The organism is Psychroflexus salarius, assembly GCF_900129035.1.
GTDB classification, from domain to species: Bacteria; Bacteroidota; Bacteroidia; order Flavobacteriales; family Flavobacteriaceae; genus Psychroflexus; species Psychroflexus salarius.
Genome location: NZ_FQTW01000001.1, coordinates 644,841 through 659,234 on the forward strand (window position 1 = coordinate 644,841; position 14,394 = coordinate 659,234).

Annotated in this window: 16 protein-coding genes; 8 read left to right on the top strand and 8 right to left on the bottom strand. The window is 33.2% G+C overall.

The features are described 5' to 3' along the window. Positions 1 to 9: 9 nt before the first annotated feature. Positions 10 to 1,047 (top strand): endonuclease/exonuclease/phosphatase family protein, encoded by a 1,038-nt coding sequence (locus BUB82_RS02920; RefSeq protein WP_073191740.1) that lies wholly within the window; start codon positions 10 to 12, stop codon positions 1,045 to 1,047. Positions 1,048 to 1,214: 167 nt separating this feature from the next. Here BUB82_RS02920 and BUB82_RS02925 read toward each other — a convergent pair whose 3' ends face one another. Genes BUB82_RS02925 through BUB82_RS02950 form a run of 6 tightly spaced genes read right to left on the bottom strand, consistent with a single transcriptional unit; the run spans position 1,215 to position 6,392 of the window. Next, on the bottom strand, positions 1,215 to 1,844 hold the full coding sequence (locus tag BUB82_RS02925) for a WbqC family protein (protein WP_073191890.1): 630 nt from the start codon (positions 1,842 to 1,844) through the stop codon (positions 1,215 to 1,217). Positions 1,845 to 1,848: 4 nt separating this feature from the next. Continuing rightward, positions 1,849 to 3,426: a signal peptidase I gene (gene lepB, locus BUB82_RS02930; protein WP_073191742.1), complete on the bottom strand. Its 1,578-nt coding sequence runs from the start codon at positions 3,424 to 3,426 to the stop codon at positions 1,849 to 1,851. Positions 3,427 to 3,428: 2 nt separating this feature from the next. After that, positions 3,429 to 4,139, bottom strand: a complete 711-nt coding sequence (dapB, locus tag BUB82_RS02935; protein WP_073191744.1) for a 4-hydroxy-tetrahydrodipicolinate reductase — start codon at positions 4,137 to 4,139, stop codon at positions 3,429 to 3,431. Position 4,140: 1 nt separating this feature from the next. Next, positions 4,141 to 4,728 carry a DUF5683 domain-containing protein gene (locus BUB82_RS02940; RefSeq protein ID WP_073191746.1) on the bottom strand — a complete coding sequence of 196 codons (588 nt, stop codon included), beginning with the start codon at positions 4,726 to 4,728 and terminating at the stop codon, positions 4,141 to 4,143. Continuing rightward, positions 4,721 to 5,623, bottom strand: a complete 903-nt coding sequence (locus BUB82_RS02945; RefSeq protein WP_073191748.1) for a ParB/RepB/Spo0J family partition protein — start codon at positions 5,621 to 5,623, stop codon at positions 4,721 to 4,723. Before BUB82_RS02945 ends, BUB82_RS02940 begins: the two co-directional genes overlap by 8 nt. 10 nt (positions 5,624 to 5,633) lie before the next feature. Beyond that, on the bottom strand, positions 5,634 to 6,392 hold the full coding sequence (locus BUB82_RS02950; RefSeq protein ID WP_073191750.1) for a ParA family protein: 759 nt from the start codon (positions 6,390 to 6,392) through the stop codon (positions 5,634 to 5,636). Positions 6,393 to 6,554: 162 nt separating this feature from the next. Here BUB82_RS02950 and BUB82_RS02955 point away from each other — a divergent pair, with 162 nt between their 5' ends. From BUB82_RS02955 to BUB82_RS02970, 4 genes are read left to right on the top strand one after another with little or no spacing between them, the layout of a single operon-like run. Beyond that, positions 6,555 to 8,915 carry a TonB-dependent receptor gene (locus BUB82_RS02955; protein ID WP_073191752.1) on the top strand — a complete coding sequence of 787 codons (2,361 nt, stop codon included), beginning with the start codon at positions 6,555 to 6,557 and terminating at the stop codon, positions 8,913 to 8,915. A 3-nt stretch (positions 8,916 to 8,918) separates the two neighbouring features. Next, positions 8,919 to 9,743 (top strand): DUF4249 family protein, encoded by an 825-nt coding sequence (locus BUB82_RS02960; protein ID WP_073191753.1) that lies wholly within the window; start codon positions 8,919 to 8,921, stop codon positions 9,741 to 9,743. After that, the gene (gene murQ, locus BUB82_RS02965; protein ID WP_073191755.1) at positions 9,736 to 10,551 is read left to right on the top strand and encodes an N-acetylmuramic acid 6-phosphate etherase; all 816 of its coding nucleotides are present in this window, start codon (positions 9,736 to 9,738) and stop codon (positions 10,549 to 10,551) included. Before BUB82_RS02960 ends, murQ begins: the two co-directional genes overlap by 8 nt. Next, complete coding sequence (locus BUB82_RS02970) at positions 10,538 to 10,762, top strand: DUF6095 family protein (RefSeq protein ID WP_073191757.1); 225 nt, start codon at positions 10,538 to 10,540, stop codon at positions 10,760 to 10,762. Before murQ ends, BUB82_RS02970 begins: the two co-directional genes overlap by 14 nt. Here BUB82_RS02970 and BUB82_RS02975 read toward each other — a convergent pair. Next, on the bottom strand, positions 10,752 to 12,065 hold the full coding sequence (locus tag BUB82_RS02975; RefSeq protein WP_073191759.1) for an MFS transporter: 1,314 nt from the start codon (positions 12,063 to 12,065) through the stop codon (positions 10,752 to 10,754). The two genes, BUB82_RS02970 and BUB82_RS02975, sit on opposite strands and share 11 nt — an antisense overlap. Next, a complete protein-coding gene (locus BUB82_RS02980; protein WP_073191761.1) occupies positions 12,066 to 12,881 on the bottom strand; it encodes a M48 family metallopeptidase in 816 nt (271 codons plus the stop codon). Between the two features lie 111 nt (positions 12,882 to 12,992). Between BUB82_RS02980 and msrB (BUB82_RS02985) the strand changes: the two genes are divergently transcribed. From msrB (BUB82_RS02985) to BUB82_RS02995, 3 genes are read left to right on the top strand one after another with little or no spacing between them, the layout of a single operon-like run. After that, the gene (gene msrB, locus BUB82_RS02985; protein WP_073191762.1) at positions 12,993 to 13,472 is read left to right on the top strand and encodes a peptide-methionine (R)-S-oxide reductase MsrB; all 480 of its coding nucleotides are present in this window, start codon (positions 12,993 to 12,995) and stop codon (positions 13,470 to 13,472) included. Between the two features lie 2 nt (positions 13,473 to 13,474). Further along, positions 13,475 to 13,846, top strand: a complete 372-nt coding sequence (gene msrB / locus BUB82_RS02990; protein WP_073191764.1) for a peptide-methionine (R)-S-oxide reductase MsrB — start codon at positions 13,475 to 13,477, stop codon at positions 13,844 to 13,846. Between the two features lie 3 nt (positions 13,847 to 13,849). After that, entirely contained in the window at positions 13,850 to 14,377 is a 528-nt protein-coding gene (locus BUB82_RS02995; protein WP_073191766.1) for a hypothetical protein, read from the top strand. Positions 14,378 to 14,394: the final 17 nt, after the last annotated feature.

Consider the following 14,394-nt stretch of genomic DNA (forward strand, 5'->3'; position numbering starts at 1 on the left):
ACTGAATTAATGGCTAGTTTTAAGCATCTTAGTTTTGGAAATAAATTGATTTATAGTTTTAATTTATTTTTTGCGATTCTATTAATTATAGCCTATTTATTACCTTTTATTCCTCCTAAATTATCATCAATCCTATCTATTATAAATCTCGGTTTAGGTATTCTTTTAGCAATAAATGTGGTTTTTATGATGTATTGGCTAATTTTATTAAGGCGCCAAGTTCTTTTATCACTACTATGTATCCTTATAGGCTTTAATTATTGGAACTCTATTTATGCTTTTAACACTTTAAGCAAGGACGAAAGCAACACAGACTCAACTATTGACATCATGAGCTATAATGTCCGGTTATTTAACAAATACAAATGGATTGATTCAGATCAAGTACCCCAAAATATAAAGCAATTTATAAATAAACAATCGCCTGATATTTTAGCATTACAGGATTATTATCTAGATGAATCGACAGATTTAAAAGAATTTAAATACAGTTATAAACAACCTGCAAAAGCTAATGGAAAAAATGGCTTAGCTATTTTTAGTAATTATAAAATACTTAATACTAAAAATCTTGAATTTAAAGAAACGGCTAATAATGCCATATATGCTGATGTTGTTATTAACAACGATACTTTACGAGTCTTTGCAGTGCATTTAGAATCTTTAAAAATTGTCCCTAGTGTTAAGCAACTGCAAAATAATAATCAACAAAAATTAGTAAACCGTATTGGTAAATCGTTTATCAAACAACAGTCACAAGCTGAATTAGTTGCAAAGGAAATTAAAAATTCACCTTTCAAAGTAGTGCTTTGTGCTGATTTAAACAATTCACCTGTTTCTTATGTCTCAAGAAAAATTTTAGGTAACCGATTACGAGATAGTTTTAAAGAAGTTGGCCAAGGCTTTGGTAAAACTTTCGATTTTGATTTTATCCCATTAAGAATTGACGTGATTTTCGTAGATAAAAATCTTAAACCAATTAAGTTTAAGAATTTTGATGTGAATTACTCAGACCACTACCCGATTTTAACACGAATAGAAATATAACACTTATACCAAATATTCTATAAGATGAGACCAAAAGAAATTGAATTATAATTGTCTTAATCAAGGCAAAAAAATGAAACATAGCCTAAGCTACGTTTCATTTTTTTTAACGAAGAGAAAGGCAATTAGAAACTATTTATTTATCTTATTTTATGGAAGATTTGGTATTATTTAATTTGGTCAAAATAAACCTCAGCTGAAGGTCCTAAATTAAATAACACATCTAACACACATAAATTAGGAATAAAACCATACTTAGATTTAAAGACTTGGTTATATTCTGAAATTTCATAATAAGCCGAACGTTTGGCTGAAATGAATCGACGTTCATCTTTAACTTCATTATTTGCTGAATAATCAAGTTTATATTCATCTGTAAATTTAAAATTGAAGTCTACGCCTAATGCTTCAGCAACCACTTCTGTACATTTCAAATTGTAATCCATCAAATAAGTCGCTGGTTTTTCAAACAAAAAGGCAAAATCATCTTCATAAAATTCAAAAAAAGGCGACGTTCTGTAAGCAGTTTGAATAGACTTCCAATGTAATTGCTGCCATTTAAAACTTTGTTCAATTTTTACATCTTTATATAATTGGCGTTTATGAGTGTCTTTTCTATGCTTAACAGGAATATTCAATTGCAATCTACCATTAGCTCCGTAAATATACTGTCTATTACGATAGGTTTGTTTTTGATAATTATCATGCATTTCAAAGCTTATAGAATCAGCCTTACTCATAGCAATATATTGATCTAAAGGACCAAAATAAGCAGGATGAAAAAGTGAGGTCTCCATAAAATTAGCCTTTTTTACGCTTTTTACTAAAATACCGGAAACCAAACCAAAGTACTAATGCAATTAAGAAGTACTGCAAATAAGATACACGTTCACCTTCACCTGCAACGGTTGTAAACATTCGGTCTAACCGAAGTTTTTCAAATAAACCAGATGCATTGCCATCTAAACTTAACCAAATAAATACAGGTTTACCAACCACATGACTCATTGGAACATAACCCCAAAAGCGACTATCTTCACTATTATGACGGTTATCTCCCATCATGAAATAGTAATTTTGTTTGAAGGTATAATTGTCAATTGGCTCATCATTCATATAAACTTGGTTACCTTTAATGGACAATTTTTGCTGCTTTCCGAGCTCTGAGCCTTCGTAAACTTCAATCACACGACGATAAAGTGAAAAAGATTCAGCATCTAGCTTAACTGTTTTTCCTTTTTCTGGAATATAAATAGGTCCAAACTGATCGCGATTCCAATTAACTTTTTTATTATTAGGGAAGATTTTTAAATCTTTTTCTCCTTTTGGATCAACTTTTCGCTTAATCCATTCTACATTCGGATGGTTTTCAAGCTTTTTAGCAGAAGCCTCTGTTACAGCGGGAATTAAATATTGGCGCTTTGATTTATTGAACCAAGCAATACCATCTGTAATATTGTAAATTTCAACTAAACTACGCAAATTAAAACCTTGACCTTTACCTTGAACGATATAAGAATATTGCGGTTTTGCACGCTCCGGTAATTCTAAAGGTGAAGAATTAATATGAATTTTTCCATCTATAATTTCTAATGAATCACCAGGAACACCGACGGTTCGTTTAACGTAATTAGATTTTTTATCGATGGGTTTATGGTAATATTTTCCTGAGTTATCACCAAACATTCTTACCGTGTCTACAGGCCAATTAAATACAACAATATCATTACGTTCAATTTCAGTAATAGCAGGTAAGCGCATTAAAGGTAATTCTACTGAAGAAGAATAAGACTTAATACCTACACCAGGAATTGAGTCATGAACCATAGGAAATGAAATTGGCGTTTTAGGAACACGAGCGCCATAATGAAATTTGCTAACAAATAAAAAATCACCAACTAATAAGCTTTTTTCTAATGAAGAGGTTGGAATCGTAAATGGCTGCATAACATAAGTGTGAACTATTGTTGCAGCTACAACGGCAAAGATAACTGAGCTAACAAATTCTCCTGTTTTAGTTGTTGCTTTTATGCTGCGATTACCAAGGTACTGGCAAGTGGTTAAATAATTAAGATAATAATTATAGAAGCCTAAAGTAAAAATAGACAGAAATGTGTCTAAAGTTGAATTTTTACCAAAGCTTCTGGCTGTTTCAACCCATATCACAGGAAACATAATTACGTTAATTACAGGAATAAACAGTAAAAAAATCCACCACCAAGGTCTATTGATTATTTTTAATAAAACAATAGCATTATAAATAGGAATTGCAGCTTCCCAAGCTTCTCGACCTGCACGTTTATAAAGTTTCCAAGTTCCGAGAAAATGAATTACTTGGATAATGATGGTCAATAATAATAAATCTATTAATGTAAGCATAATTATTGAGTTAAATCGTCTAAAACTTGCGCCATGGTGTATACGCCAGTTGGTTGTTTATAAATCCATTCGGCTGCAACTACGGCACCTTTTGAAAAGCCATCACGCGAAAAAGCACTATGACGAATACTTAATTGGTCAATTTTATTAAAAAAAGTTACAGTATGGTCACCAAAAACTTCACCTTTTCTAAATGCTTCAATTGAAAGTTTTGACTCATTTTGTTCTGGAGGGCAAGCCCAATCTGAATATTTCGTATGTTCTATTACTTTTTCTGCTAAGGTAATAGCTGTTCCGCTCGGTGCATCTTTTTTGTGTATATGATGGGTTTCTTCTAATTTAACATCATAATCTGTATTAGCCATTAATTTTGAAAAACATGCATTTAGCTTAAAAAACAAATTAACCCCTAAACTGAAGTTTGAAGCATATAAAAATCTTGAGTTATACTCTTGACATAATTCTACCACTTCATTATACCGATGAAGCCAGCCTGTTGTTCCTGAAATTACAGGAAGTTGAAGTTTTAAAGCTTCTGAGATGTTTTTAAATGCTGCATCAGGTACACTAAAATCTATTGCCAAATCTGCCTGCTTCAACTGATCTAAATCTAAGTCTCGATTTGTTTTGTACATCACTTCATGACCGCGATGTTCAGCAACTTTTTCAATTGCTTTTCCCATTTTTCCGTAGCCAAGTAAGGCAAGTTTCATATTAATTGAGCTTTAAATTAAAAGTGAGATTAAATTCTGGTTTCCGAGTGATGTGGTTGGGTATTATTTGCGGACTTACACTCAAATCGCGCGAAACATTAAATTGGTTTAAATGCGCTTCAACATTTGCATCTATAATATTTAAAATGTAAAACCCAATTATAAACAATAATGAATATTCTTTATTTTGACGAAATTGCTTTTGGGCATCAATAAGGTTTTCATTGGTTAACACACCAAAAAATTCGTCATCTTCAAAACCCGCTAAACGACTTTTATAAGCATCTCTATAGCGATTATACTCGTTATTATTAAAGATGTAAAAATAAGTGCTCGCACCTATTGCACCATATACAAGCGGAATTTTCCAATAGCTTTTGTTATAAGCCTGACCTAAGCCAGGTAATACTGCCGAATAAAACGCAGCTTTAGCAGGTGCATTTGCATCAAAAGGATTAGCCTCGAATTTCGATTCAGCTTTTAGTGATTTTGGTTGAGTACTTAGCTTTAAAACTGAAGTTGTATCGGTTTGTGCAACAATACTTGATGTTATAAAAACTAAAAGAAATGCAATTAATAATTTAGGCATTTTTTGAATCTTGTAAAATCTTGGCTATTCGGTTAAAATCTTCATCTGAAGAGAATGGTAATATGATTTTTCCATTACCTTTTTTGGTAACTTTAATGTCTATTTTGGCACCAAAATGTTGTGATATAGCTTTTAATTGTTGCTGCTTGTCTTGGTCGAGTTTTGGCTGAGAAATCGGTTTTTTACGACCTTCATTAATCGACTTTACTAATTTTTCAGTCTCACGCACTGAAAGCTTTTCTTTCAGTATTTTTTCATACACTTCTAGTTGCTGTTCAGTGTTAATTATATTAATTAAGGCTCGACCGTGTCCCATACTTAAAAAACCGTCTCGCATGCCGGTTTGTATAATTGGGTCTAATTTTAATAAACGCAAGTAATTAGCAATTGTAGACCTATTTTTACCAACGCGATCACTCAATTGCTCTTGTGTTAAATCTATTTCATCTATCAAACGTTGGTAAGATAATGCAATTTCGATAGGGTCTAAATCTTGGCGTTGAATGTTTTCAACTAAGGCCATCTCTAGAGATTCCTGATCGTTGGCTATCCTTATGTAAGCAGGAATAGTCTCTAAACCTACTAGTTTAGACGCTCTAAAACGGCGTTCACCTGACACTAATTGGTAAGCTTGCTGCCCTACTTTCCTAACTGTAATAGGTTGTATTACACCTAGTTCGCGAATAGAAGATGCTAACTCATCTAAGGCATCTTCGTTAAAGCTTGTACGTGGTTGAAATGGGTTAACTTCAATCGAATCGAGTTCTAACTCGACGATATTGCCAACTACCTTATCGGCATTTTTATCATCAACAGATTGGATATCGTTTTCAGGATCGTTCAATAAAGCCGATAATCCTCTTCCTAATGCTTTTTTACGTGTTGTTTTTGCCATAGTTTAAAAATTAGGCATTGATTAATTCTTCCGCCAAACTTAGGTAATTATTAGCACCTTTGCTGGCTGCATCATATTTAATAATGCTTTCACCGTAACTTGGTGCTTCACTTAAACGTACATTGCGTTGTATAATTGTATCAAAAACCATATCACTAAAATGCTTTTTAACCTCGTCGACCACCTGATTTGATAATCTTAAGCGTGAGTCGTACATGGTTAACAGTAAGCCTTCTATTAATAAATCTTTATGATGAACCTTTTGCACACTTTTAATCGTGTTAAGTAATTTGCCTAAACCTTCTAAGGCAAAATACTCACATTGAATTGGGATAATTACACTATCTGCAGCAGCTAAGGCATTTAAAGTTAATAAACCTAATGAAGGTGCGCAATCTATAATGACATAATCATAATTATCTTTTAAACTGCGTGTGGCTTGTTTAAGCATTAATTCGCGATTATCTTGATCGACTAATTCAAGCTCAATTGCTACTAAATCAATATGGGCAGGAATTAAGTCGAGGTTTGGTGAGTCTGTTTCAATAATAGCTTCATTAGCTTTTGCAGTGTGTTCTAGCAATTGATATGTTCCAACCTCAACCGTTTCAACATCTACACCTAAACCAGATGTGGCATTAGCTTGAGGATCGGCATCAATCAATAATACTTTTTTTTCTAAAACACCTAAAGCCGCGGCTAAATTAACAGCAGTTGTTGTTTTACCCACACCACCTTTTTGGTTTGCAATCGCAATAATTTTACCCATGTAAAAGCCTTTTTATGAATCGTAAAAATACAATTAATTACGCCATTTTAAAATCTAAGTTATCAACAAATAAATCTTACATTTTTATTTGAAATTCACACTATTTTTAGGCTTTTGTTCACAATAAAATTCAACTTAACCAAATATATTTGTACGAAAAACTTGAAGAACTTTCTTACTTTCATAGTTAGTCTTTGCATTTTCAGTTTCACATTTTCTCAAACTTATGAGATTTCTGGAAAAATCACAGACACCAATAATCAACCTATTTACGGCGCAAACATTATTTTAAGCGACAGTTTAGGAACAGTTTCAGACGAAAATGGAAATTATTCAATAAAAGTAGAAAAAGGAAACTATACGATTAAAGTTTCTTATTTAGGATTTAAAACCATTAAGAAATCTATTTCAGTTAAAGCATCTCGAGTCTATAATTTTACACTCGTTCCTAAAGCAGAGTCTTTGAACGAAATTGTAATTACTGAAAATATTGAAGCTTTAGATACACGTGATACACAAATGAGTGTTAATTCTCTTGACGCAGAAAGTATAAAAAACATTCCTGCTGCATTTGGTGAAGTTGATGTTATTAGATCACTATTACAATTACCAGGTGTTTCTAATGCTGGTGAAGGCGCTGCTGGATTTAATGTTCGTGGCGGCAATACTGACCAAAACTTAATTCTTGTTGATGATGCTATACTGTTTAGCTCTTCGCATCTTTTTGGCTTTTTCTCTATATTTAATCCTGATGCTGTAGATAATTTAAAACTTTACAAAGGTGGCATTCCTGCTAACTTTGGCGGCCGCGTTTCTTCTGTATTAGATATTAATCAAAAAAAAGCTAATCTAGACAGTATTTCAGGAAATGGTGGTATTGGTGTTATTTCTAGCAAACTACTGTTAGAATTACCCATAAAAAAGAAAAAATCTTCGCTTTTATTAGCTGGTCGTGCAACATACGCGCATCTATTTTTAAAATTAACTGATAATCAAAATACGGCTTATTTTTACGATTTTAACGCTAAATACTTCAACCAAATCAATCAAAAAAACAGCATTGCATTTTCAGTTTATCATGGTAATGATTTGGTAAGTATAAATGAAAGCTTTACAAACACTTATGGTAATACCTTTGGAAATTTTAAATGGAACAGCCTTCTTAGCGAAAATTTATCTGGCGACTTCAACCTATCGTATAGCCGCTACAATTACAACTTAGATTTAAGCCTTGTAGGATTTGAATTTGATAATTGGGTAAGTAACCTCAACTTAAATGCCAATTTTAATCATTTTATTTCAGACCAATTCAGCTTTAAGTATGGCTTAAGTAGCATTAAATATACTATTGAACCTGGTAATATTATTCCTAGTTCTGATAATTCTGGGATTAATCCTGATAATCTTGCAAACAAACATGCTTTTGAACATGCGGCGTATTTCAGTGTAAAACAAAAACTGAGTGATGCCATCAATCTAGAATATGGTTTAAGACTCAATGCCTTTTGGCGTATGGGACAAGGTGAAATTTTTAGTTACGAAAACAATCAACCCATTAGGTACAATAATGTAACAGGCATTTATGAGGAAGCCGAACCTATTGACACAAGACAAAGTAGTGCTTCTAAAATTGAAAAAGAATTTTATAACTTAGAACCACGATTTGCAATATCTTATAGTTTTAACGATCATACATCTTTAAAAGCAAGTTATAACCGCTTAGCACAAAATATGCACTTGCTTTCTAACACTTCCTCACCAACACCATTTGATGTATGGACGCCAAGCGGAGAATTTGTAAAACCGCAGCTTCTTAACCAATATTCGATCGGTTTTTTTAAAAATTACCGAAATAAAACTTACAGTTTTGAAACTGAAGTATTCTATAAAACAGTAGACAACCGCATCGATTATGTGAATGGCGCTAATTTAATTGCTAACGACCAAATTGAAAGTGTTATTTTGAATGGAGAAAGTCGCGCCAATGGTTTAGAGCTTTTGGCGCGAAAAAATAAAGGTAAACTTACTGGTTGGATTGCCTATACCATTTCTCGTTCAGAGCAACGCACACCAGGGTTTTCAGCCAATGATCCAGGCATTAATAATGGCGATTGGTATTTAGCGAATTTTGATCGCCTTCACGATTTAAGTCTTACAGCAAATTATGATTTTAACAAAAAATGGGACTTTAATGCTAACTTCACGCTTCAAACAGGAAGACCTGTTAACTTTCCTGTTGGTCAATTTGAATATCAAGGATTGAACATTCCAGTTTATGAAGGTCGAAACACCAATCGCTTACCTGCATTTCATCGCTTAGATATTTCAGCCACATTAACACCTCAAAACCAAAATCATAAGTCATGGACTTCAAAATGGAACTTTGGCATTTTTAATCTATACAATCGTAAGAATGCAGCTTCTCTAAACTTTGAACAAAACCGAACTTCTGGCCAAAATGAAGCCGTTCGTTTATCAATATTTGGAATTATACCTTCTGTGAGTTACATCTTTGAATTTTAAATTATGGCAAAACAAATTAAATATATCGTTCTTCTAACAATGAGCATCATTTTAATAAGCTGTGAAGATGTTGTTGAAGTTAATTTAGAAACAGCTCAACCACGTTTAGTGATAGATGCCGCCTTAAAATGGGAAAAAGGAACTGCTGGGAATTACCAAGAAATTCGCATTTCGCGATCAAGAGGTTTTTACGATGAAACGCCTTCAATGGTTTCTGGCGCAACAGTTGAAGTTATTAATTCTGAAAATACTGTTTTTGAGTTTACAGATATGAACGCTAACGGAATTTACACTACAAATGATTTTCAACCTCAACTCAATGAAGTTTATACCTTATTAGTTGAAGTTGATGGTAGAACTTTTGAAGCAACTGAGCAACTCATGCCTGTTGCAACAATTGATTCTGTTCAGCAACGTAATGATGGCGGATTTTCAGGTGAAGATATTGAACTTAAAGCTTTTTACAAAGATCCTGTTGAAACCGAAAATTACAATTTATTCACTTTTGATGTAGACTTTATTGCTTTTCCAGAATTTGAAATTTATGATGACGAATTTAATAACGGAAATACAAATTTTGCCTTTTATACAGAAGAAGATCTTGAAGCTGGTAATACTGTTGAAATTATTAACCACGGAATTTCAGAAGATTATTATAATTACCTTGTAATACTGCTGAACCAAATTGGTAGTTCTGGTGGACCTTTTCAAACGCAACCTGCTGTGGTTCGTGGCAATATAAATGATGTTGATAATCCTGATGAGTATATTTTTGGTTACTTTAGCCTTTCAGAAATCGATCGTGTTAATTATACTGTTAATGAGTGATTTTAGAAAAATAACTGAAGAAGATTCTTATTACAACGACATTGAAAAAATGTCGACCTCAACAATATTAACATCTATTAATCAAGAAGACCAAAAAATTGCTACAGCGGTTAAAAAAGTGATACCTCAAATTGAAAACTTTATTCATGTTTTAGTCAAAAAAATGCAAAATGGTGGTCGACTTTTCTACATTGGCGCTGGAACAAGTGGCCGATTAGGAATTTTAGACGCTAGTGAATGTCCGCCAACTTTTGGTGTAAACGAAGATGTAGTTATAGGTATCATTGCTGGCGGTGACAAGGCTATTAGAACGGCTGTAGAAAATGCTGAAGATAATACTAATCAAGCTATTAAAGATCTTAAACAGCATTCAATCTCTAAAAACGATTGTGTTGTAGGTCTTGCCGCTTCTGGAACAACTCCATATGTTGTTAAAGGCTTACAAGCTTGCCAGGAGCTTAATATAACCACAGCTTGTATTACTTGCAACCCAAACTCACCTATTACTGAAGTTTCAAATTTTCCGATAGAAGTCCTTGTCGGACCCGAATTTATCACTGGAAGTTCACGCATGAAAGCTGGTACGGCTCAAAAACTGGTTTTAAATATGATGAGTACAACAGCGATGATTAAGCTAGGTCGCATTAAAGACAACAAGATGGTAGATATGCAACTATCAAACACAAAGCTCATTGAGCGTGGCACAAAAATGATTGCAAAATCTTTAAAGATTGATGAATCGAAAGCAAAAGAGCTATTACTAAAATACGGCAGCGTAAGAAAAGCTATATTTCATGCAACACACTAATCAAGAACTGCTATTTAAAGGTCTTAAATATTTAGCTGGTGCTTTACCTCTGTTATTTTTAGGACCTGTGATTATGTATAGCGCATTCGGAAATCAAGACAAATTTTTATTTTGGCCTGTTTTAATTTTGTCAATCATATTATGCATCGCAGCTGGATATTTAATTTTTAAAGGTATTAAAACCTTAATGAAAGCCTTATTCAACGATTAGCTTTTCTGTCAGGAACTCGAAGTAGTAATAATACACCTACAACAAAAAAGATAATTAAGAATACGATTGAATAACGTAAACTTCCTGTAAGTTGAGCTGAAATTCCGTAGAATGCCATTCCGATGACAATTCCTATTTTTTCGGTAACATCATAAAAACTGAAATATGATGTTGTATCTTCAGCATGGTCAGGAATATATTTTGAATAAGTTGAACGTGATAGTGATTGAATGCCACCCATCACAAGACCTACAAAAAAAGCAGCGACATAAAATTCATTTGGTGTTTCCATAAAAAAAGCAAAAACACAAACACCAATCCATATTAAATTCAATCCAATTAATACATGAATATTACCAAGATACTTAACTAATCGAGAAGCCAAAAATGCACCTAAAATAGCTACCAGTTGAATCACAAGTATGCTAATGATTAATCCCATGGTAGCATCATTATTTGGCCATTTAATTTCTTCAACACCAAAATAAGTAGCAATTAACATTATGGTCTGTACAGCCATACTGTAAACAAAATAAGCGCCTAAATAACGTTCTAGGTTTAAGTTAGTTCTAATTGATTTATAAATAGATTTTAATTCTTTAAAACCATTAAAAAAGACATCTTTAGTGTAGCGCCCTTTTTTATTAGAATTTGGTAAGTGATAAAAAGAATATTGGCTAAAGCCTATCCACCAAACACCTGTCAAAATAAAAGATAAGCGCGTTGGTAAAGCTTCGGACTCAAAACCAAATAACTCATAGTTTAAAATCATTACTAAACACAACACAAGCAGTAAAACACTTCCAATATAACCTAAAGAAAAGCCTTTTGCACTTAAACGGTCTTGCTCATTTTTTGGACAAATATCAGGTAAGTAAGAATTATAAAAGACAATACTTCCCCAAAAACCAATTAAACCAAGCAAATAACATAGCAAACCAAACCACAAATATTCTAAATTAAACCAGTAAAGCCCAATACATGCAGATGCACCAACATAACAGAATATTTTCATGAATAGCTTTTTATTACCCACATAATCGGCTATACCACTTAGAATGGGACTCATTATCGAAATAATCAAAAAAGCAAAAGCAGTAACATAGCTAATCAAAGCATCATTATTAAAGCTATAACCTAAAAATCTAACAGAATCTGAAATCACATCACCTTGTTCATTCTTAATTACAGTTAAGGCTGAGTAAAACAAAGGAAAAATAGCAGACGAGATTACTAAACTGTATACCGAATTAGCCCAATCATAAAATGCCCATGCATTTTTAATTATTTGAGGAGATTTCATTTAATTAAAATTAATAATACCGATTTTTTCAGCTTCGGCTCTTGCTGTTGGAATTCGGTTCCGTAAATTCTCGATTCTAGTATCGTGTGATGGGTGCGTACTTAAAAATTCTGGTGGAGATTGACCATTACTTGCAGTCTTCATTCGCTCCCAAAGTTTTGGCGCTTCTTCTGGGTCATAACCAGCTAAAATCATTAAAACTAAACCTTGTTCGTCAGCTTCAGTTTCATGCTTCCTACTAAAAGGTAACATCCCAAACACCTGACTACCTACACCGAAAGCAACATTAAATATCTGTTGTTGCTCCTCTTTTTCACTCAAAGCTACATTACCAACCACAGCTGCGCCTTGCTGTATCAGACCAGCACTCATTCTTTGCTGCCCATGATTTGCTAGTGCATGAACAATTTCATGTCCCATAATAGCGGCAACTCCATCTTCATTTTCTGCAATTGATAAAATTCCAGTATAAAAAGCAACCTTACCACCAGGCATTGCCCAAGCATTGATTTGTTCACTTTCAATCAGGTTAAATTCCCAATCATAATTAGCGTCATAATCATCCATCCCTTTATATTTTAAATACTTACGAGCAGCTAATTTAATTCGTTCACCAACACGCTTTATCATTTCTGATTCCTCTGTATCTTTTAAGACTTCACTTTCGCTTAAAACCTCATCGTATTGACTGTAAGCCATTGGTATCAACTTTGAGTCAGGCACAAAAGCCATGGTTTTTTTACCTGTAAATGGATTTACGGCACAGTTTATGGTAATAAGTAATAAGCTAATTAAAAGAAAAAGACGAAATTTCATATTCAATGTTTTAGCAGTCAAATTTATGACAATTACTAGAAACATTAAAAATTGGTTTAACAAATTAATAATAAGTTTTCACTTAGAAAACCTTTACTTTTAAATAAAAAAATGAAAAAAATAATTTTACTACTTATCTGTCTTCAATTTGGTTCATGTCAATCAAATGCCCAGAAAAAACAAACAAAGACAAATTTTGAAATTTCTAAAACTGAAGCTGAATGGCGAAAAGTTTTAACAGCAGAAGAATTTAATGTCTTGAGAAAATCAGGTACTGAACCTGCATTCTCAAGTCCGTTAAACAAAGTTGAGCAAGCTGGAACTTTTGTTTGCGCTGCATGTAAAAACCCACTTTATCAAACCAAGTATAAATTTGATAGCGGCACAGGTTGGCCAAGTTTTGATCGTGCAATTGACAGCAGTTTGACCGTGAGCTCTGATAGAAAGTTAGGCTACAAGCGTACAGAAGCACTTTGTGGCAAATGCGGTAGTCATTTAGGTCATATCTTTAACGATGGACCAAGAGAAACAACAGGAATGCGTCACTGCATTAACGGAGTAGCTTTAGATTTTATACCTAAAAACAAATAACCATGACAAACCAAAACTGGAAAGAACAACTCACAGAAGAAGAATACCGAATTCTAAGAGAAAAAGGCACCGAACCACCATTTTCTGGTAAATACAATACACATTTTGAAGACGGAAAATACCATTGCAAAGCCTGTAATGAACTACTGTTTGACAGTCAATCGAAATTTGAAAGTAACTGTGGCTGGCCTAGTTTTGACAGCTCAGTTGAAGGTGCCATAGAATACAAGAAAGATAATAGTTTTGGCATGCAACGTATCGAAATTCTGTGTAGTAATTGTGGTGGACATATCGGGCATATTTTTGATGATGGCCCTACAGAAACAGGAAAACGCTATTGCGTTAACTCACTTAGTATTAATTTTAAATCTTAAATCATGAGAAAGATCATAAGTATTTTATTAATTAGCCTTTTAGTTGTTGCCTGCGAAGGCGATATTGGACCTCCAGGCCCACCAGGTCTTGACGGTGTAAATATTTTAGGTAATGTATATGAAATTGAAGCCGACTTCACGTCTAACAATGGCTACAGTATTATTTCTGAATTTCCTAACACTGTAGAGGTGTTCGAATCTGATGTTGTCATGGTTTACCTTTTAGAAGAACAAGTCAATGACCCAACTGGTCCAGTTGATGTTTGGGCGCAACTACCACAAACCTTTTATTTAAATAATGGTGATGAAGTTGTCTATAATTTTAATCATACATTTTTTGATGCTAATATTTTTCTAGATGGAAACGCAGCTTTAGATTTGCTTCCACCTGAATTTACGCAAAATCAAGTTTTTAGAATAGCAATTCTACCAGCCGAATTTGCAGAAGCTTACGATGTATCAACTTATAACAAATTAAATCAAGCTTTAAAACAAGAAAATATAGACCTAAATCTTATTTCTCTCAACTAAAAGTCTTTTCTTTGGCT

Coding starts and splice junctions, on each gene's coding strand:
- BUB82_RS02975 (WP_073191759.1), bottom strand. CDS start 12,065: ATGAAATCTCCTCAAATAATTAAAAATGCATGGGCATTTTATGATTGG.
- BUB82_RS02920 (WP_073191740.1), top strand. CDS start 10: ATGGCTAGTTTTAAGCATCTTAGTTTTGGAAATAAATTGATTTATAGT.
- BUB82_RS02970 (WP_073191757.1), top strand. CDS start 10,538: ATGCAACACACTAATCAAGAACTGCTATTTAAAGGTCTTAAATATTTA.
- msrB (WP_073191762.1), top strand. CDS start 12,993: ATGAAAAAAATAATTTTACTACTTATCTGTCTTCAATTTGGTTCATGT.
- BUB82_RS02945 (WP_073191748.1), bottom strand. CDS start 5,623: ATGGCAAAAACAACACGTAAAAAAGCATTAGGAAGAGGATTATCGGCT.
- BUB82_RS02995 (WP_073191766.1), top strand. CDS start 13,850: ATGAGAAAGATCATAAGTATTTTATTAATTAGCCTTTTAGTTGTTGCC.
- BUB82_RS02960 (WP_073191753.1), top strand. CDS start 8,919: ATGGCAAAACAAATTAAATATATCGTTCTTCTAACAATGAGCATCATT.
- BUB82_RS02940 (WP_073191746.1), bottom strand. CDS start 4,728: ATGCCTAAATTATTAATTGCATTTCTTTTAGTTTTTATAACATCAAGT.
- BUB82_RS02980 (WP_073191761.1), bottom strand. CDS start 12,881: ATGAAATTTCGTCTTTTTCTTTTAATTAGCTTATTACTTATTACCATA.
- msrB (WP_073191764.1), top strand. CDS start 13,475: ATGACAAACCAAAACTGGAAAGAACAACTCACAGAAGAAGAATACCGA.
- BUB82_RS02950 (WP_073191750.1), bottom strand. CDS start 6,392: ATGGGTAAAATTATTGCGATTGCAAACCAAAAAGGTGGTGTGGGTAAA.
- lepB (WP_073191742.1), bottom strand. CDS start 3,426: ATGCTTACATTAATAGATTTATTATTATTGACCATCATTATCCAAGTA.
- murQ (WP_073191755.1), top strand. CDS start 9,736: ATGAGTGATTTTAGAAAAATAACTGAAGAAGATTCTTATTACAACGAC.
- BUB82_RS02925 (WP_073191890.1), bottom strand. CDS start 1,844: ATGGAGACCTCACTTTTTCATCCTGCTTATTTTGGTCCTTTAGATCAA.
- dapB (WP_073191744.1), bottom strand. CDS start 4,139: ATGAAACTTGCCTTACTTGGCTACGGAAAAATGGGAAAAGCAATTGAA.